14 protein-coding genes are annotated in these 18,569 nt (G+C 71.1%); 12 read left to right on the top strand and 2 right to left on the bottom strand.

The genetic code is table 11. The features are described 5' to 3' along the window. Positions 1–16 precede the first annotated feature (16 nt). Positions 17–724, top strand: a complete 708-nt coding sequence (locus tag GGD82_RS12965; RefSeq protein ID WP_221240790.1) for a nucleoside deaminase — start codon at positions 17–19, stop codon at positions 722–724. Between the two features lie 21 nt (positions 725–745). Here GGD82_RS12965 and GGD82_RS12960 read toward each other — a convergent pair whose 3' ends face one another. Then, positions 746–1,951 carry a hypothetical protein gene (locus tag GGD82_RS12960; protein ID WP_150062652.1) on the bottom strand — a complete coding sequence of 402 codons (1,206 nt, stop codon included), beginning with the start codon at positions 1,949–1,951 and terminating at the stop codon, positions 746–748. Positions 1,952–2,159: 208 nt separating this feature from the next. Here GGD82_RS12960 and GGD82_RS12955 point away from each other — a divergent pair, with 208 nt between their 5' ends. The 8 genes from GGD82_RS12955 (at position 2,160) to GGD82_RS12920 (ending at position 11,364) form a co-directional block, all read left to right on the top strand. Then, positions 2,160–3,533 carry an amidase gene (locus tag GGD82_RS12955; protein WP_150062651.1) on the top strand — a complete coding sequence of 458 codons (1,374 nt, stop codon included), beginning with the start codon at positions 2,160–2,162 and terminating at the stop codon, positions 3,531–3,533. Positions 3,534–3,569: 36 nt separating this feature from the next. Then, positions 3,570–4,415, top strand: coding sequence for a fumarylacetoacetate hydrolase family protein (locus GGD82_RS12950; protein ID WP_150062650.1), 846 nt, complete (start codon positions 3,570–3,572; stop codon positions 4,413–4,415). A gap of 391 nt (positions 4,416–4,806) precedes the next feature. Beyond that, positions 4,807–5,091 carry a YjhX family toxin gene (locus tag GGD82_RS21595; RefSeq protein WP_221240789.1) on the top strand — a complete coding sequence of 95 codons (285 nt, stop codon included), beginning with the start codon at positions 4,807–4,809 and terminating at the stop codon, positions 5,089–5,091. Positions 5,092–5,188: 97 nt separating this feature from the next. Next, entirely contained in the window at positions 5,189–5,935 is a 747-nt protein-coding gene (locus tag GGD82_RS12940; protein ID WP_150062648.1) for an SAM-dependent methyltransferase, read from the top strand. Between the two features lie 382 nt (positions 5,936–6,317). After that, entirely contained in the window at positions 6,318–7,949 is a 1,632-nt protein-coding gene (locus tag GGD82_RS12935; protein WP_150062647.1) for an electron transfer flavoprotein-ubiquinone oxidoreductase, read from the top strand. A 70-nt stretch (positions 7,950–8,019) separates the two neighbouring features. Further along, positions 8,020–9,849, top strand: a complete 1,830-nt coding sequence (locus GGD82_RS12930) for a tetratricopeptide repeat protein (protein ID WP_170284308.1) — start codon at positions 8,020–8,022, stop codon at positions 9,847–9,849. Then, positions 9,846–10,748, top strand: a complete 903-nt coding sequence (locus tag GGD82_RS12925) for a 4-(cytidine 5'-diphospho)-2-C-methyl-D-erythritol kinase (RefSeq protein WP_150062645.1) — start codon at positions 9,846–9,848, stop codon at positions 10,746–10,748. Before GGD82_RS12930 ends, GGD82_RS12925 begins: the two co-directional genes overlap by 4 nt. Positions 10,749–10,758: 10 nt before the next feature. Next, positions 10,759–11,364 carry a uracil-DNA glycosylase family protein gene (locus GGD82_RS12920; protein ID WP_246163913.1) on the top strand — a complete coding sequence of 202 codons (606 nt, stop codon included), beginning with the start codon at positions 10,759–10,761 and terminating at the stop codon, positions 11,362–11,364. Here GGD82_RS12920 and GGD82_RS12915 read toward each other — a convergent pair. Next, positions 11,361–12,419, bottom strand: a complete 1,059-nt coding sequence (locus GGD82_RS12915; RefSeq protein ID WP_150062644.1) for an AbrB family protein — start codon at positions 12,417–12,419, stop codon at positions 11,361–11,363. The genes GGD82_RS12920 and GGD82_RS12915 overlap by 4 nt on opposite strands. A gap of 238 nt (positions 12,420–12,657) precedes the next feature. Here GGD82_RS12915 and GGD82_RS12910 point away from each other — a divergent pair, with 238 nt between their 5' ends. Genes GGD82_RS12910 through GGD82_RS12900 form a run of 3 tightly spaced genes read left to right on the top strand, consistent with a single transcriptional unit; the run spans position 12,658 to position 18,515 of the window. After that, complete coding sequence (locus GGD82_RS12910; protein WP_150062643.1) at positions 12,658–13,962, top strand: efflux RND transporter periplasmic adaptor subunit; 1,305 nt, start codon at positions 12,658–12,660, stop codon at positions 13,960–13,962. Positions 13,963–13,977: 15 nt separating this feature from the next. Next, the gene (locus tag GGD82_RS12905; protein ID WP_150062642.1) at positions 13,978–17,100 is read left to right on the top strand and encodes an efflux RND transporter permease subunit; all 3,123 of its coding nucleotides are present in this window, start codon (positions 13,978–13,980) and stop codon (positions 17,098–17,100) included. Further along, a complete protein-coding gene (locus GGD82_RS12900) occupies positions 17,097–18,515 on the top strand; it encodes an efflux transporter outer membrane subunit (protein WP_150062641.1) in 1,419 nt (472 codons plus the stop codon). The genes GGD82_RS12905 and GGD82_RS12900 overlap by 4 nt, the downstream gene beginning before the upstream one ends. Positions 18,516–18,569 lie beyond the last annotated feature (54 nt).

Below are 18,569 nucleotides of genomic sequence, written 5' to 3'. Positions count from 1 at the left end.
GCGGGGACCGGATAGCGTGACCGGATCGTCGTCCTTCCGGAAACAAGGGTCCGCCACCGTGTGCGATCGTGAGTCCAAGCCGCCCCTCCCGCCCGCCGGCACGCCCTATCCCGGGCCGCCGCCGGTGCGGTCGTCCGCTCCCTCCCCCGCCAACGCCGGGGATGACCCCTACGCCGGGATCGCGGCGGAGGATGACCCCTGGATCCGGCGGGCCTGCGCCGAGGCGGTGGCCTCCGTGGCGGACGGCGGCGGCCCGTTCGGCGCCGTCTTGGTCCAGATCGACGACGAGACCGGCCGGGTGCTGCGCCACTGGATCGGACGCAACCGGGTGACGCTGACCCACGATCCCACCGAACACGCGGAAATTCACGCCATCCGGGCCGCGACGCGGGACCTGGGCGTGGTCCACCTGAGCGGCATCGCGCGAGAGGTGGCGCGGCGGCCGCAAACCGGGGCGACGTCGCATTGCGTGCTGTACTCCAGCACGGAGCCCTGCCCGATGTGCTACGGTGCGCTCGCTTGGGCGCGCATTCCGGTGCTGGTGTTCGCGGCCACGCGCTACGACGCGGAGGAGGGCGGCTTGGGCTTCCTGGACCGGGCGCTGCACGACGCCGTCGCGCTACCCTACCGCAACCGCCCCGATGTTGTGGTGCGCCGGGCGGAGACTCCCGAGGCCACGGCCGCCTTCGCCGCATGGCGCGATGCGGAGGGCGTGGCGTACTAGGTCCCTCGGACGCAGCCCATCTTATCCCTTCTGCGGCCGCTCCGCCGCCATGCGCGCCCGCAGATCCTGGACGGCGGATAGGGCGCTCAGTTCGTCGTCGATCACGGCCATGCTGGCCTTCAGGCGATCGCGTTCGGCCTGGGTGGACTTGCGCCGGGTCTCGCGCATCAGGCTGGCGAGCGCGAACAGCCGGTGTGCCACACCGTCGGCGTCGTCGATGGTCTCGCCCGTGCTCTTGATACGGTCCACCAGCCGGGCAATGTCGGCGGCGGTGGCGGCGTGCCCGACCAGGATAGGACGCAGATCGCGGTACTTGTCCGGGTGAGCCTGGAGGAAGCGGCGAGTCTCGTTCAGGATGACCGAGACGTGGATCAGGGCTTCCGACACCGGGTGGCTCGGCCAGGTCACGGCCACACGGTCGATGAGGCGGAGGTGGTCGCGGAACGTGGCCAGTTCCTCGCCGAGCAAGGCGGGATCGTACCCCGGCACCCGCAGCGCCGCGTCGGCGGCGGCCGGGTCATAGGCGGGTTCGCGCTTCGGCTCCGGCTGCGGTTCGGGCTCCGGGGTCGGCTCTGGATCCACCGGTGACCACTCGGCCTCCGCAAAATCGGCATCCTCACGCGCGCGCCGCTGGCTCCACACACGGTCCCACCACGCCTGACCCGCGCGGCGTCCCATATCCTCGTGGCTGCGGTCGTGGAGGCCGGCCCGCGCGCGCTCCCGGTGCAAGCGCCGCGCCTTCTTGGAGAACGGCGCGCCCTCGCGCCCGAACCACAGCCACGCGCGACCGACCAACAGCGTACCGAGGGCCAGCAGATCGAACTCACCGATCCCACCGGCCCCGGGGCCGTGTCCGCCCCCCATATGGGGGCCCATTCCGTGCTGAGGCGTGAACCCGAACCACGCCAGCGCCATGATGAGCGCCAGCAGGGCGTAGCCCGCCGCGCCGCGCATCGCGTTGGGAGCGCCCCGGCCGGGGATCATCCAGTCCGGTCGCAGCAGGCTGAGTAGGGCGCACAGGCCAAGGGCCGCCGCCCAGGCGCCGAACAGGCCCAGGGGCGCGGCCACCAGAAGGGCGATGGCCACCAGACTGCCGCCGCGCACGGCGAGACGCAGGCGGCGCTCGTCGTCGCCGGGCATGGGCGCGCCGCGCCCCGGGCCGACCACGGCGCGGAACAGCGCCGGTCCGCCGACAAGCGCGGTGATGACGGTCAAGGTTTCGATCATGGGCGGGGTCGCGGTCCTCACACGCGGCGACGGCCGGACGACGATCGCCGGCCCCGTCTTTACCTAGGACGGATCGGCGCCGGAGGAAACCGCCCATGCGCGCGCGGCGGTGCGCGCCCCCAGCACCGCGCGGGGACGGGCTTCCCAAGATCTCCGGCGCCCGATAGGCTGCCGGTCCTGACAGCCCCATCACGGGAGATCGCCGCGTATGACCGACGCCCCGAGCCTGCGCCACTTGGCGCACGCCCTGGACACCGGAGAGACGACCAGCCGCGCGCTGGTCGAAACCTGCCTGGAGCGGATCGCCGACCCCGCCGGCGAAGGCCAGCGCGTGTATCTGAAGCTGCACGCGACCGCCGCGCGTCAGGCCGCCGACGCCTTCGACCAGTTGCGCCAGAGCGGCCTGCACCCCCATCCTCTGGCCGGCGTGCCGATCTCGATCAAGGATCTGCTCGACGAGGCCGGCCAGGTCACCCGCGCGGGGTCGCGCCTGTTGGCAGACGCGGCCCCGGCCGAGCGCGACGCCCTGGTGGTCACCCGGCTGCGCGCCGCCGGGCTGATCGTGCTCGGGCGCACCAACATGACAGAGTTCGCCTTTTCGGGCGTGGGTCTCAATCCGCACCACGGCACACCGCTAAACCCGTGGGACCGCGCCACCGGGCGCATTCCCGGCGGATCGTCCTCCGGCGCGGCGGTCTCGGTCACCGACGGCATGGCGTACGCGGCGATCGGCACCGACACCGGCGGCTCGTGCCGCATTCCGGCCGCCGTGTGCGGGCTGGTCGGGTTCAAGCCGACGGCGCGGCGGGTGCCCCGCGACGGCGTGTTTCCGCTGGCGTACAGCCTGGATTCGGTGGGCCCGCTGGCGCGCACGGTGGATGACTGCGCGATGCTGGACGCCATCCTGTCCGGCACGCCGATGGAGCCTCTGCCCGCCGGTTCGGACGTCGCCGGCCTGCGGCTGGGTGTGCCGACGACGGTCGGGCTGGACGGCATGGATGCGGACGTGACGGCGGCGTTCACGCGGGCGCTGGACCGGCTCTCGCAAGCCGGGGCGCGCATCATCGAAGTGCCCGTGCCCGCCATCGCGGCGCTGGCCGACCTGAACGCGCAAGGCGGGCTTTCGGCGGCGGAGTCCTATGCCATCCATCGCACCCGTCTGGCCGAGGCGGCGGAGGCCTTCGATCCCCGCGTGCGGGTGCGGATCGAGCGCGGCGCGGCCATGGGCGCCGCCGACCTGGTGGACGTCCAGCGCGGGCGGATCGACCTCAGTCGTCAGTTTCACGATGCCCTGGCGCCGTTCGATGCCTTCGTGTGGCCGACCGTGCCCACGGTGGCGCCGCCGGTCGATGCGTTGCGGGCGGAGGCCGATTACGTCGCGATCAACATGCGCATGCTGCGCAACCCGTCCGTAGTCAACATGATGGACGCCTGCGCGCTCTCCCTGCCCTGCCACACACCCGGGGATGCGCCGGTCGGCCTAATGCTGATTGGTCCCCACGGAGGCGACCGGCGGCTGTTGGCCCTGGCTCAGGCGGTCGAGGGCGCCGTGGGAACAGCGGCCATCGGCCAAGCCCCCTGACCCTATAGGGCGGCGCCATACCTTGAAGAGGCTTCGATGAAACTCCTCCGTCACGGCCCCCGGGGCCAGGAAAAGCCCGGTCTTCTGGATGCGGACGGCCGCGTCCGCGACCTGTCCGGTCATGTGGACGACATCGCCGGACCGGTGCTGTCCGACGCCGGGCTGGACCGCCTGCGCGCGCTCGACCCGGCCAGCCTTCCCCTGGTGGCGGAGGGCAGGCGCCTCGGCCCGCCGGTCACGGGCGTCGGCAAGGTGATGGCGATCGGCCTGAACTACGCCGATCACGCCGCCGAAACCGGGGGCGAGGTCCCGCCGGAGCCGGTGCTGTTCATGAAAGCCACCAGCGCCATCAACGGCCCCAATGACCCCGTGGTCCTGCCGCGCGGCTCGGTCGCCACCGACTGGGAGGTCGAGCTGGGCGTGGTCATCGGCGCCCCGGCGAAATACGTGACCGAAGAGCGCGCGATGGACCACGTCGCCGGCTATACCATCGTCAACGACGTCTCGGAGCGGCATTACCAGATCAAGCGCGCCGGCCAGTGGACCAAGGGCAAGAGCTGCGACACCTTCTGTCCGCTGGGCCCCTGGCTGGTGACCCGCGACGAGGTCGCCGACCCGCAAGCCCTCGGTCTGTGGCTGGACGTGGACGGCCAGCGCATGCAGGACGGCTCCACCACCACCATGGTCTACGGCGTGGCGTTCCTGGTATCTTACCTCAGCCAGCTTATGACCCTGCACCCGGGCGACATCATCGCCACCGGCACCCCGCCGGGCGTCGGCATGGGCCGCCGACCCCGGGTGTATCTGACGGCCGGCAACGTCATGCGCCTGAGCATCGACGGCCTGGGCGAGCAGTGCCAGACGGTCACGGCCGCCCCCTGACGTCGGTCACGGCATGGGCGCCGCGCACGGATCGGATCGGGCACACAGCGGTTCGAATCGAACTCTCAGATGCCGCCACACTGGAAAACGGTATGGTTGCTTTGTCGGCGCGCGGACCTTAGAGTGACGGGGCTGAAGCGATGGATTCCTCATCGCGCGTCCCACGAGGACTGGATGTTCGAGCTTGTGAGATAAGGCTCTCTGACCCTTCAGAGAGCCGGGTGAATTGAGAGCCACCGAGGGCTTTGCGCTCGGGGTGTTTTTTCATGCCTTCTCACGAGACATCCATGACTGTTTCACGCCCCAAACACCGTGGTTTTCACGTTGTGACCCTTCGGGCCCGTATGGCCCGGCGGGCAAATCCCCCGCGATCAGGAGCAGATCGCCCCATATGCGGGGACGATGTGCGTCAAGACGCCTCGAGCATGGCGCAGGATTCCGAGGTCGCGCACAGGGCGCGCATGGCCACCGTCGCCACACACCGGGTAAGGGCCCCACAGTCATCTCCGTCACCAGCGTCACACGCGCGGGGACAGGGCTGTCTGACGACACTCGGACGGCCTTCACCCGCCGACGGCACACGCCTCTCATCGAGTCCCCGTCCGGCCGCCCCTATCGCATCTCGCCGCGCGGGCGCGTCTCTGCGCCGGCCCACCGCGACAATCCGGGGACGTGACACCCAGACCCGACCGGAGCACGCAAACGGACGGCATCGCGATCCGACGCGGGCCGGCGACGGCGCGTTCCAGCCTGACTTCCAAGGACGTTAAACAATGGATATCCCACGTATTTTCACCATTACGGAAAGCAAACACCGGATTCACAACCCCTTCACCCCCGATAAGTACGACACGCTCGGACGGGTGCTTCGCCTGGAGCCCGGAGCCCGCGTGCTCGATCTCGGCAGTGGCTCGGGTGAGATGCTGTGCACGTGGGCGCGCGATTTCGGGATTACGGGCACCGGTGTCGACATGAGCCGCCTGTTTTCCGAACAGGCGAAACGCCGTGCCGAAGAGCTTGATGTCGCGGGGCAGGTTCGGTTCCTCCACGACAACGCAACCGGTTATGTCGCGGAGGAGAAGGTCGATATCGCCGCCTGTATCGGGGCCACATGGATTGGCGGGGGCGTGGCGGGTGCCATAGAGCTTCTGTCGAAAAGCCTCGTTCCCAACGGGATCCTTCTCATCGGCGAACCGTATTGGCGCAGGAAGCCACAGAGCGAGGCCGCAATCAAAGAATGCCATGCCGGAGCGCTCTCGGATTTTCTCATGCTTCCAGAGTTGCTCGCGTGGTTCGGCGATCTGGGCTACGACGTCGTGGAAATGGTTCTGGCGGACCTCGAAGGGTGGGACAGGTACGAAGCCGCGAAATGGCTCACCATGCGGCGCTGGCTTGAAGACAATCCCGACGATGACTTTGCGCAGGACGTGCGACGCCATCTGTCGTCCGAACCCACACGCTACGCCGCCTACACACGTGAATACGTGGGATGGGGCGTCTTTGCGCTGATGGCGCGATAAGACTCGTTACACACCCAGTTCGAGCGGCCTCTGGTCGCTTGAACATGGGGATGACGTCCGGTGTCAAGGACGCCTTGGGCTCGACGCCGCCGTGCGCCGCACCAGGCCGAAATGCCCCGGCTTCCTTGCGGTCACGCGACCAGGATCCGCGACCGGACAGGACCGGTGAGCGTGTTCGGCACCGGACGCCAGAACACCAATGGCGGGTGCGGCACCGCAGCGTAGATTTTGGTGCCTCAAACTCTCCTGTGCTATAGGGGCCTATGCTATAGGGGAATGCGCGCCCCGCACAGCCGATGCGCGCACGAACATAAGGCCGGGCCTCGAATGCACCGGCCGGCAGGCAGGACGGCCCGCGCCCGCGCGGGCGAGGGGAGATGTCATGGAACGCGAAGCGATGGAATTTGACGTGGTCATCGTGGGCGCCGGTCCGTCCGGGCTGTCTGCGGCGATCCGGTTGAGGACCCTGGCGGCCGAAAGCGGCCATGATCTGAGCGTGTGCGTCCTGGAAAAGGGCTCCGAGGTCGGCGCGCACATCCTGTCCGGCGCGGTGATCGAGCCCCGCGCGCTCGACGAGCTGATCCCCGATTGGCGCGACAAGGGCGCGCCGCTGGATCAGGCCGCCGGCGAGGACCGCTTCCTGTTCCTGACCAAGGGCGGCGCCCTTCGGCTGCCCACCCCACCGCAGATGCACAACGCGGGCAACTTCGTGGTCAGCCTGGGCAACGTGTGCCGCTGGCTGGCCGAGCAGGCCGAGGCCCTGGGGGTGGAGATCTACCCCGGCTTCGCCGCCGCCGAGGTGCTGTACACCGAGGACGGCGCGGTCAAGGGCGTGGCCACCGGGGCCATGGGTGTCGGCAGCGACGGCGAGCCGACTCCGCAGTTCGAACCCGGGATGGAGCTGCACGCCCGCCAGACGATCTTCGCCGAGGGGTGCCGGGGGTCGCTGACCAAGGGCCTGATGACGCGCTTCAATCTGCGTGAGGGCGTGCAGCCGCAGACCTACGGCATCGGCATCAAGGAGCTGTGGGAGGTCGATCCCTCCGTCCACACACCCGGCCAGATCGTGCACACCATCGGCTGGCCGGTGCCGCGCGACGTGTACGGCGGCTCGTTCCTGTACCACTTCGGCGCCAATCTGGTCTCGGTCGGATTCGTGGTCGGGCTGGACTACCGCAATCCCTATCTGAGCCCGTTCGACGAGTTCCAGCAGTGGAAGACGCATCCGAAGATGCGCCCGATCTTCGAAAGCGGCCGCCGGATTGCCTACGGCGCCCGTGCGCTGACCGAGGGCGGCTGGCAGTCCATGCCCAAGCTGACCTTCCCGGGCGGCGTGCTGGTGGGCGACACGGCCGGCGTCCTGAACGTGCCGAAGATCAAGGGCACGCATACCGCGATGAAGTCCGGCATGCTGGCGGCGGAGGCGGTGTTCGAGCACCTGAAGGCCGAGGCCACCGGCCCGGTCGCGGGCTATCAGGAGGCCCTCAAGACAAGCTGGATGGGCCAGGAACTGAAGCAGGTCCGCAACATCCGGCCGTCGTTCAAGTGGGGCCTGTGGGGCGGCCTTGCCTACTCCGCGATCGAGGCGTATGCCCTGCGCGGACACGCGCCCTGGACGCTCAGCCATCACGAGGATCACGCCGCGCTCAAGAAAGCGGCCGACTGCACACCCATCGCCTACCCCAAGCCGGACGGCAAGGTCAGCTTCGACCGGTTGTCCTCGGTGTATCTGTCGAACACCAACCACGAGGAAAACCAGCCCTGTCATCTGACGCTGAAGGATGACAGCGTGCCGACCCGGGTGAACCTCGCCACGTACGCGGGACCGGAGGCTCGGTTCTGTCCGGCCGGGGTGTACGAGTTCGTGGCGGACGGCGAGGGCGGCGCCCAGCGTCTTCAGATCAACTTCCAGAACTGTGTGCACTGCAAGACCTGCGACATCAAGGATCCGACCCAGAACATCAATTGGGTGGTGCCGCAGGGTGGGGATGGTCCCAATTATCCCAACATGTAAACCCGGCGCATTGCCTGCCCAGGAGCACTGAATGGCGGAGTCAGCAACGAACCTTCGGTCAGCGAGACGGATGCGATCGCCGGCGCGGGCCGCGCTGGTGGCGGTCGGCGCCGCTCTGGCCCTGACTCCCGCCGCCTGCGCCCATCCGGTCGCCGCCGACGGCGCCGCGCAGGACCGCACCGCGGTGCTCGCCACCGCCTCCGACGCCGTGCCCCCGGCCGACGCGGCCGAGGACGCGGAGAGCACGGCGACCACGGACGACGAAGACCGGCCGTCCGGCCGCGCGCTGGGGCAGTATCTGGCGGGCCGCACCGCGCAGTACGCCAACGATATCAGCGCGGCGGCCACGCACTTTTCGGCCGCGCTGGAGGCCGACCCGGGCAACACCATGCTGATGCGCCGGGCGTACTACTACCTGATGGCGGACGGCCGGTTCGACGAGGCGGTGGACGTCGCCCATCAGGCCGTCGTCGCCATGAGCGGCGAGGACTTCGCGCCCCTGCTGATGGCCACCGCCGCCATGCGCGACGGGCGGCCCGATCAGGCGGTGGGCTGGTTGTGGCCGCTGGAGCCGCAGGGCCTCAACGGGCTGTTGCAGCCGCTGCTGGTGGCCTGGGCACACCTGGGCGACGGCAACCTGGAGGACGCCCTGCGCGATCTGGACCCGGCGCGCGAGATGGTCTCGGCCCGCCGGCTGGTGGACCTGCATGCCGCGCTGCTGGCGGACATCGGCGGCGACAAGGCCCGGGCCGCGACGCTGATTGACGCCTACCTGAAGGACGGGCCGCCCGACAACGCCCGGCCGCTCGAACTGATGGCGATGCTTCTGGTGCACCAGGGCCGCACCGACGAAGCGCTGGAGATGGTGCGGACCTACATCGCGGGCGGGCCGGTGCCGCTGGCGGTGACGGACCTCGCCGCCCGCCTGGAAGCCCAGGGCGCGGCCGGCGTGCCGGATCTGCTGACGACCCCGTCGGACGGCTTCGCCGAGGCGCTCTACCACATCGGTCTGGTGGTCAATCAGGGGCAGGGCTCCGACACCGCCATCGTTCTGATGCGCATGGCGCTGGCGGTGAAGCCGGACTTCCCGCGCGCGGCCCTGGGCATCGCTGAGACGCTGCGCCGGATGGAGCGGTTCGAGGCCGCCAACGCGGTGCTCGACGGCATCGACTCCCGGGATGACGCGGCGCTCGATTACGTGGTGCAGCTTTATCGGGCCGAGAACCTGGAGCGCCTGGACCGCATCGACGAGGCTCTGGCGCACTACGACGCCCTGGCCGAGGCGCACCCGGAGCAGGTCGAGCCGCTGGTGGACAAGGGCGACCTGCTGCGCCGCGCCGACCGCTTCGCCGCGGCGGCGGACGCCTATCGCGTGGCCTTGACCCGCCTGGAGGCCGGCGAGACCGACCCCGCCGCCGTCTGGCCCATCCTGTACCGGCGCGGCATCGCCCATGAGCGCGCCGGAGCCTGGGACGCGGCGCGCGCCGATTTCGAGCGCGCGCTGGAGCTGGAGCCGAACCAGCCGGAGGTCCTGAACTACCTCGGCTATTCCTTGATGGACCGGGGCGAGAACATCGAACAGGCTCTGGAGATGGTGCGCGAGGCCGTGCGCCAGCGGCCCGACGACGGCTATATCGTCGACAGCCTGGGCTGGGGCTACTACCTGCTCGGCCGCTACGACGAGGCGGTCGAGGAACTGGAACGCGCCGTCGCGCTGCGCCCGCAGGACTGGACCATCAACGACCATCTCGGCGACGCCTATTGGCGCGTCGGCCGCCGCACCGAGGCCCGGTTCCAGTGGGAGCGCGCGCTGAGTCTGGAGCCGAGAGAGGACGCCGTACCCGGCATCGAGGAGAAACTGAGCATCGGTCTGACGGCCGCCGGGGAGTCGCGCCCGTGAACCAGAACACCTCCGTGCGACTGGCGGCCCCCGCCAAGATCAACCTGTACCTGCATATTATCGGCCGGCGTCCCGATGGCTATCATCGGCTCGACAGCCTGATGGCCTTCGCCGCCGTGTTCGACACCGTGGTCGTGACCCCGGCCGACACCCTATCTCTGACGGTGGAGGGGCCGCGCGCCGACGCCCTGGACGGCCTGGATCCCGAGGACAATCTCATGCTGCGCGCCGCCCGCGCGCTGGCCGACGTCGCCGGCATCGAGACCGGGGCGCACCTGACGCTGATCAAGCGCCTGCCGACCGCCGGCGGCATCGGTGGCGGCTCGGCGGACGCGGCCGCCGTGCTGCGTGGCCTGTACCGCCTGTGGAATCTGGACCTGGACGACGGCGCCATGCTCGACCTCGCCCTGACCCTGGGCGCGGACGTGCCGATCTGCCTGTACGGACGGGCTGCCAACGTCTCCGGCATCGGCGAGGTGCTGACCCCCGCGCCGGCCCTGCCGCCGGTGCCGATGCTGCTGGTCAACCCGGGCGTGCCGGTGCCCACCAAGGAGGTCTTCGGCCTGCGCAACGGTCCCTACTCCGGCCCGGCGCCGCTGCACGACGCGCCGGTCAACGCGCTCGCGCTGGCCAACGATCTGGCCGGGCGGCGCAACGACCTGGAGACCGCAGCCCGCACCGTCGCCGACGAGGTGAGCGAGGCGCTGGAGCGGCTGACCGATCAGGCCGGCGCGCTGCTCACCCGCATGTCCGGCAGCGGCGGCACCTGCTTCGCCCTGTTCGGCGGCGAGGACGAGGCCGAGACCGCCCGCCAGATCATCGCGGAGGCACGGCCGGATTGGTGGATCGAGCGCACACGGCTGATCACCGACGCCCGGGCGCTCGACGCCGAAGCCTGACAGGTGGGGCGTGACGGATGGGGCGCCCTCCCTTGAGGACACGGTCGCGGCGGCGCGCGCCTGCACCCTGTGCGCCGCGCATTTGCCGATGGGGCCGCGTCCGGTGCTGCGCGCCCAGGCAACCGCCCGCCTGCTGATCGTGGGGCAAGCGCCGGGCACCAAGGTCCACGCCACCGGCGTACCCTGGAACGATCCCTCCGGCGACCGGCTGCGCGACTGGATGGGGGTCGACCGCGCCACCTTCTACGACGAAACCCGCATCGCCATCGTGCCCATGGGGCTGTGCTATCCCGGCCGCCTGCCGCGCGGCGGCGACGCCCCGCCCCGACCCGAGTGCGCCCCGCTGTGGCATCCGCCGCTGCGGTCCGGGCTGCCCCAGGTGGCCCTGACCCTGCTGGTCGGGCAGTACGCCCAGGCGTATTACCTCGGCGCCGCCCGGGCCGCGACCATGACCGAGACCGTGCGCGGCTTCGCTGGGTTTCTGGAGCGGGCGGGCCATCTGCCCCTGCCGCACCCGAGCTGGCGCAACACGGCCTGGCTGCGCCGCAATCCCTGGTTCGAGAGCACGCTGCTGCCGGTGCTGCGCGCCCGCGTCGCGGCGCTGCTGGACCGTTAACGCCGGTCCCGGCTCCGCCGCCCCTCCGCCAGCCGGAGCAGCAGCGGCAACAGCGCCGTCAGCACGATCAGCCGCGCCACATGGTGGGTCGCGACGTAGGCCGGATCGTACCCCAGCGCGAGCGCCATCGCCGCCATCGATTCCACCCCACCCGGCGCATAGGCCACCCAGACCTGACCGAGCGGCAGGGCCAGCGCCCAGGCGACGCCGATGGCGGCGACGCCGGTGACCCCCAGGGCTATCAGCACCGTCACCGACGCCGTGTGCAGGCCGAGCCACAGGTCGGCCCGCGTCACGCCCAGGAAGCGCGTCCCGATCACACCGCCCGTGACGACGAAGCCCGGGGCCAGCAGCCACGCGGGCGGGCGCCCCTCCACCACGCCGGCGATGTGCGCCGCCACGCTGACCGCCATGCTGCCCAACAGAAAGCCGGCCGGGACCCGCAGGCGGGTTGCCGTCCAGCCGCCCGCCAGACAGGCGGTCACCAGCGTCGGCAGGGTCCAGTCCAGAGCCAAAGTGCGGGCGGCGGCCCCGTGCGTCGGGGCGGCGGCGGTGCCGACCAGCAGCGGCATGATCGCGGTCAACGTCAGTAGGCGCAGCGACTGGTTCACGGTCACCCGGCGAACATCGCCGTGCCCTTCGGTCGCCAGCGCGAGCGAGAACGCCAGCCCGCCCGGCGCCGTGGCGAGCACCGCCGTCGCGCCATCGAACCCACCGAACCGGCGCAGGTACCAGACCCCCAGAACCATCGCCACGGCCAACGACAGGGCCATGACCACGAGGCTCAGGGGCCAGTGCACCGCAGAGCGCAGGGTCTCGACGGTGATAGCCGACCCCATGGACATCCCGATCATCGCGAACGCCGCGTTGCGGGCCAGCGCCGGTATGGCCACCGGCACGCCGGCCAGGGCGACCAGCGACACCGCCACCGCGCTGCCCATCAGCCAGGGCGCCGGCAATCCGACCGCCGCCGCCACCAGCCCGCCGGCCAGCCCGACCCCAAGAGCCAGCGCGAAGCGGCCGAGCGGCTGTTTCAGGGCGGATGGACGGATCATGCTGGGGCTCCCGGGTCGCGCCGACGCCGGCCATTTTCCTTGCCTCGGCCGGACGGGACACGGCAGTCTAGACTCGATCGGATCCTCATGACATCAGCCCAATGCGCGTGATGCGGGCTTAGACGCCGCGCGAAATCAAGGGACTAAAGTGCATCCGGATCGTGTGCGGCGGGGAGCATGGTCGACGCAGCGCGGCTGGCGATCCGGGCCCCGGTTCGGAGAGCAAGGACGGTGGGTCGTGACATGGGGGGCGTTTCTGGTGCAGAACGCCGACACGCGCTCCGTGACGCTGCCCCTGAAGGACGCGCGCGGCGTGGCCCGGGACATCGCGACGCCAAACCGCGACGCGATACCTCGACCAGGGTGCCCGGAGACCTTATGTTCACGGCAGCACCTGTTCAGCGCCCGGCTCCGGATCGCCGGGCCGCGCCACCGGGTCTTGGGGCAAGGGATTCCCATGCGCATGGCCGTTCAAAGCCTGCTGGCCGTGGCCATCCTGGGGGCCGCGGCGGTGGCCTATCAGTACGGAGGACCGATTCTGGCGGCCGGCGATACCGGCGGTCCGAACGCGGCGTCCGCCACGCGCGCCGGCCCGCCGGTCGTGGTCGAACCCGTGGTGATGCGCCCGCAGACCACGAACCTGGAGGCCATCGGCACCGGCGAGGCCATCCGCTCGGCCACCCTGCATCCGGCGTCGGCGGGCGAGGTGGTCGCGGTGGGCTTCCGCCCCGACCAGCGCGTGGCGCCGGGGGACATCCTGCTGGAATTGGACGCCCGCCGCGAGAACCTCGCGCTGGATCTCGCCGAGGCCCGGGTGGCGGAGGCCAAGCGCCTTCTGAAACGCTACGAGACCGCCGGGCGCGGGGCCGTGCCGGCCTCCACGGTGGACGAAGCGCGCACGACGCTGGAGGCCGCCCGCATCACCCGCCGCGAGGCCCAGGTGGCACTCGACGACCGCACCATGACCGCGCCGTTCGCCGGCCATGTGGGCATCACCGAAATCGATATCGGCGACCGCGTGACGACCGAGGACGCCATCACCACCCTGGACGACCGCAGCGCCCTGCTGGTGCGCTTCGCCCTGCCCGAGACGGTGCTGGGCCGCGTGGCGGTCGGACAGTCCGTAACGATCGCGCCGTGGGGATCGCCCGAGGCCGAACGGACCGCGCGGCTGGTGGACATCGGCAGCCGGATCGATACCACGACCCGCTCGGTGACCCTGCGCGCCCGGGTCGAGAACACCGACGACACCCTGCGGCCCGGCATGAGCTTCGTCGTGCATGTGAACCTGACCGGCCAGACCTATCCGCTTGTGCCCGAAATCGCCGTGCAGTGGGGGGCCGAGGGGCCGTATCTGTGGGTCATCCGCGGCGGTCAGGCCGCCCGCGAGTCCGTGCGCATCGTGGAACGGCGCCAGGGCATCACCTTGGTCGAGGGCGCGCTGGAGGACGGCGAGCCCGTGGTCGTCGAAGGCATCCAACGCATGCGCCCCGGCATTGACGTCTCCCTGGCCGACCCCCTGCCGACGCCGCCCGGAACCTAGACCGGATCCCCCGCCATGGCCGAGCCCGAAACGCGCGCCGACCTGCCCTCGCTGGCCATCCGCCGGCCGCTTCTGGTCATGGTGCTCAACCTGCTGATCGCCCTGGCCGGCGTCGCCGCCATGCTGGGCGTGGAGGTGCGCGAGCTGCCCGACGTGGACCGGCCCATCGTGTCGGTCCAGGGCAATTTCCCCGGCGCGGCGCCGGAGACCATGGACGCCGAGGTCACCCGCGAGGTCGAGGCCGCCGTGGCCCGGGTGTCGGGGCTGCGCAGCCTGCGCTCCTCCAGCGAGGAGAACAATTTCCGCATCCGAGCCGAGTTCCATCCGGGCATCGACCTGGAGGACGCCGCCGCCGACGTGCGCGAGGCCGTCAGCCGCGTGGAACGGCAGCTTCCCGACGGCGTGGAGGACCTGACCGTCGTCAAGGCCGACGCCGACGCCGACCCGGTGCTGCGATTGGCGGTCGCCAGCGACACCCTGGGGGAGGACGCGCTGACCCGCGTGGCCGACACCGACGTGGTGCCGGCCCTGCTGTCCGTGCCCGGGGTCGCGGATGTCTCGCTCTACGGCGACCGGGAACGCCAGTTGCGCGTGGTGGTCGATCCGTTGCGGCTGGCGGCGCATGGCCTGTCAGTGGGCGACGTGGCGGCGGTGCTGCGCACGGCCCCCATGGACGTGCCGGCCGGCAGCTTCAAATCCCGCGACATGGACCTGATCGTGCGCGCCGACGCCCGCGTCGCCACGGCGGATGAGGTCAAGGCCCTGGTGATCCGCGACACCGTGCGGATCGGCGATGTGGCCGATGTCTGGTTCGGACCGGAGGACGAGACCAGCGTCTTCCGCCTCAACGGCCAAAAGGTCATCGGCCTCGGGGTCATCCGGCAGGCGCGGTCCAACACCATCGCCATTTCCGACGGGGTTCGGGCGGCGGTCGAGCGCCTGAACGACCGCATGACCGATGTGCGGATCCTGGTCACCTCCGACGATGCCGTGTTCATCAAGGGGTCGGTGCGGGAGGTCCTGACCACCCTGGCGCTGGCGGTGGCGATCGTCGTCGCCACCCTGTGGCTGTTCATGGGATCCCTGCGCACCACGCTGATCCCGACGGTGAGCATTCCGATCGCCCTGGTCGGCACCGTTTCCGCGATCTGGCTGTTGGGCTTTTCGATCAACATCCTGACGCTGCTGGCGCTGGTGTTGGCCACGGGCATGATCGTGGACGATTCCATCGTCGTGCTCGAGAACGTGCAGCGCCGCAAGGCCCAGGGGCTGGGCGCCCGCGCGGCGGCGGTGCTGGGAACCCGCCAGGTGTTTTTCGCCGTGGTGGCGACGACGGCGACGCTGGTGTCGGTGTTCGTGCCGATCTCGTTCCTGCCCGGGCTGACCGGCCGCCTGTTCGAGGAGTTCGGCTACGTCCTGGCCATCGCGGTGACGATCTCGTCGTTCGTGGCGCTGTCGCTGGTGCCGGCGCTGGCCGCGCGCCTGCCGGACATCAAACCCAGCGGGACCCCGTCCGTGGTGGGGCGCGCCGGGCACGCCCTGGCGCGGCTGTACGACCGCTCCCTGGCGGCGGTGCTGGGGGCGCCACTGGTGGTGCTGGCGGTGGTGACGGTGTTCGGCGCGGGCGGCGCCCTGCTCTACGGCGACCTCGACCGCGAGCTTCTGCCGCCCGAGGACCGGGGCGTGCTGTTCATCTCGGCCAGCGGACCGGACGGCGCCAACCTGAGCTACGCCGGCCGGCAGGCCGATCATATCGAGACCATCCTGGCGCCCTTCATCGCCTCCGGCGAGGTCGAGCGCGCTCTGACCATCGTCGGCCGCTGGGACCCCAATCGGGTGTTCGTGATCGCCCCCCTGGCCCCCTGGTCGGAGCGTGCGCGCGGCCAGCAGGCGATCATGAACGACCTGCGCGGCCCCCTGTCCCAACTGCCCGGGGTACGCGCGGGGGTCTATGCCTCCAACTCGCTCGGGCTGCGCGGCAGCGGCGGCGGCATGGAGGTCGCGCTGATCGGCAACGACTACCCGCATCTGTTCGAGGCGGCGCAGGCCCTGACGCGCGCCATTGAGGACCGCGCCACCACGCTGAGCCGCCCGGACATCTCCTATCAGCCCACCCAGCCGGAGTTGTCGGTGCGGCTGGATCGGCGGGCGGCGGCCGACCTGGGCATTTCCCTGGACACCCTGGCCGACACGCTACGCGCCATGATCGACGGCGACGACCTCGCCGACCTGAACATGGACGACGAGGCGATCCCGATCCTGCTGGAATCGAAGGGCGGCGCCATCAACGATCCCGGCGATCTGGCGAACCTGTATGTCCGCTCCGACGCCGGAGCGCTGGTGCCGCTCTCCGGGCTCATCACGCTGGAGGAGGGCGGCATCCCAGCCGAACTCGACCGCCGCCGTCAGCGCCGCGCCATCGACATCGACGCCGAAATTGCGCCCGGCGTGCCCCTCGCCGAGGCGCTGGCGGAGATTCGGACCCTGGCCGCCGAGGTCCTGCCCAACGACGTGGAGATGATCCCGCTGGGCGAGGCCGAAGCTCTGGAGGACACCGGCCACGACGTCGCCGTGACCTACGCCCTGGCGCTGGTGGTCGTCTTCCTGGTGTTGACGGCCCAGTTCGAAAGCATGGTCTCGGCCCTGGTGGTCATGACCACGGTGCCGTTCGGCATGGCCGCCGCCGTGATGGCGCTGCATGTCACGGGGACATCGCTCAACATCTACTCCCAGATCGGATTCGTGATGCTGATCGGTCTGATGGCCAAGAACGGGATTCTGGTGGTGGAGTTCGCCGACCAGCTCCGCGACAAGGGCCGGTCGGTGCGCGAGGCGGTAACCCTGGCGGCCTCGGTGCGGCTGCGGCCCATCATCATGACCATGGTGTCGACCATCCTGGGCGGGTTGCCGCTGATCCTGAGCACCGGTCCGGGGGCGGAGGCACGCGGCGCCATCGGCTGGGTGGTGTTCGGCGGGCTGGGGCTGGCGGCGCTGGTGACGCTGTACCTGACGCCGCTGGCCTACCTGGGCTTGGCGCGGCTGGTGAAACCGCGCGCCGCCGAGGGCGACCGTCTGGACCGGGAGCTGATCCAGGCCGCCACCATTCCCGATCGCGGCGAGGAGGTTCCGGCGGAATGAGGGCCTTGTTCGCCATGAGCGCGGCGGTGCTGCTGTCGGGGTGCCTGACCACGGCCGGGCCGGACTATGCCGCGCCGGATATGGATCCCCCAGCGGCCTACGGTGGCGCGGCGGACCTGCCCCCGGCAGCGGCCGACCACACCGCATGGTGGCGCGGCTTCGGGGACGCGCGCCTCGACGCCCTGGTGACGCGAGCGTTGGAGGGGAACCTCGATATCGCCGCCGCGCGGGAACGGCTGGCGGAGGCGCGCGCGCGCATCGGCACGGCGCGAGCCCGCGGCGGCCCGACGCTCGACGCCGACGTGGGGGGCGACGCCGACGCGGTGCTGGCGCGCGATCCCCGCCGCAACACCGACACCCTGTCGGGCGCCGCCCGCGCCGGGCTGGCCTTCGGCTGGATCCCGGACCTGTTCGGTGGGCAGCGCCGCGCGGTCGAGGCGGCCGAAGCGGAGGCCCGCCGCCGCGCCCTGCTGCGCGACGACCTGCGCCGGCAGGTGGCGGCCGATGTGGTGCGCGGCTATCTGGACGTGGCGCGCGACCGGGCCAGCCTGGACCTGATCGACGCTTCGCTGGACCTCCAGCAGCAGACCCTGGGGTTGGTGCGCCAACGCTATGCCGCCGGGCTCGCCGCCGCGCTGGACGTCAGCCGGGCGGAGGCACAGGTGGCCTCCACCCGCGCCCGGCGCGGCCCACTGCGGGAGGGAATCGCCGGAACGCAGGCCGCGCTGGGCGTGCTCACCGGGCGCCTCGAGGATGTGACAACGCCCGCCGTGGAGGCTGGACCGGAGCCGGTGGCGGTGCCCGCCTACGCCGGGGGGCCGCCGATCGGACTGCCCCGCGACCTGTTGCGGGCGCGCCCCGACGTGCGCGCGGCGGAGGCGGACCTGGCCCGCGCCACGGCGGAGATCGGCCTGGCCGAAGCCGCGCTCTATCCTCAGCTCAGCCTGCCCGGCACGCTCACCCTGTCGACCGCCGGGCTAGGCACCGGGGACGTGGTGCGGTCGCTGGTCGCGACCCTGGCGGCCACGCTGGATATTCCCCTGTTCGACAGCGGCGCGCGCGACGCCGACATCGCCGCCGCCGAGGCCCAGGCGCGCGAGGCCCTGCTGGTCTACCGCGCCACCCTGCTGAACGCCGTGGCCGAGGTGGAGACCGCCCTGGCGACGCTGGAGGCGGCGCGCGCCCGCGCGGCCGACCTGCGCGAGGCGGTGGCCGCCAGCGAGACCGCCGCCGCCGAGGCCCGGGGCCTGTACGCCCAGGGGCTGGTCGGATTCCTGGACGTGCTGGATGCGGAGCGGACGCTGCTCGACAACCGCCAGGCCCGGGTCGAAGCCGACGGCGCCGAGGCCCGCGCCATCGCGGATCTGTACGCCGCCGTCGGCGCCCCGGTGCCCGGTCCGGGCGGCGCGGTATAGCGCCCGGCATCTCCGGGACCGCCCCGAACCTGTCATGGAACCGCGCCGCGATCC

The organism is Roseospira marina, from assembly GCF_014197855.1.
In the GTDB taxonomy this organism is placed as follows: domain Bacteria; phylum Pseudomonadota; class Alphaproteobacteria; order Rhodospirillales; family Rhodospirillaceae; genus Rhodospira; species Rhodospira marina.
The sequence above is the reverse complement of the archived record's forward strand: the minus strand, read 5'-3'. Positions and strand labels throughout refer to the sequence as shown.

Excerpts from the sequence above, each read along its gene's own strand:
- GGD82_RS12950 (WP_150062650.1), top strand. The coding sequence starts at position 3,570 with ATGAAACTCCTCCGTCACGGCCCCCGGGGCCAGGAAAAGCCCGGTCTT.
- GGD82_RS12930 (WP_170284308.1), top strand. The coding sequence starts at position 8,020 with ATGCGATCGCCGGCGCGGGCCGCGCTGGTGGCGGTCGGCGCCGCTCTG.
- GGD82_RS21595 (WP_221240789.1), top strand. The coding sequence starts at position 4,807 with ATGCGGGGACGATGTGCGTCAAGACGCCTCGAGCATGGCGCAGGATTC.
- GGD82_RS12960 (WP_150062652.1), bottom strand. The coding sequence starts at position 1,951 with ATGATCGAAACCTTGACCGTCATCACCGCGCTTGTCGGCGGACCGGCG.
- GGD82_RS12905 (WP_150062642.1), top strand. The coding sequence starts at position 13,978 with ATGGCCGAGCCCGAAACGCGCGCCGACCTGCCCTCGCTGGCCATCCGC.
- GGD82_RS12900 (WP_150062641.1), top strand. The coding sequence starts at position 17,097 with ATGAGGGCCTTGTTCGCCATGAGCGCGGCGGTGCTGCTGTCGGGGTGC.
- GGD82_RS12915 (WP_150062644.1), bottom strand. The coding sequence starts at position 12,419 with ATGATCCGTCCATCCGCCCTGAAACAGCCGCTCGGCCGCTTCGCGCTG.
- GGD82_RS12955 (WP_150062651.1), top strand. The coding sequence starts at position 2,160 with ATGACCGACGCCCCGAGCCTGCGCCACTTGGCGCACGCCCTGGACACC.
- GGD82_RS12940 (WP_150062648.1), top strand. The coding sequence starts at position 5,189 with ATGGATATCCCACGTATTTTCACCATTACGGAAAGCAAACACCGGATT.
- GGD82_RS12935 (WP_150062647.1), top strand. The coding sequence starts at position 6,318 with ATGGAACGCGAAGCGATGGAATTTGACGTGGTCATCGTGGGCGCCGGT.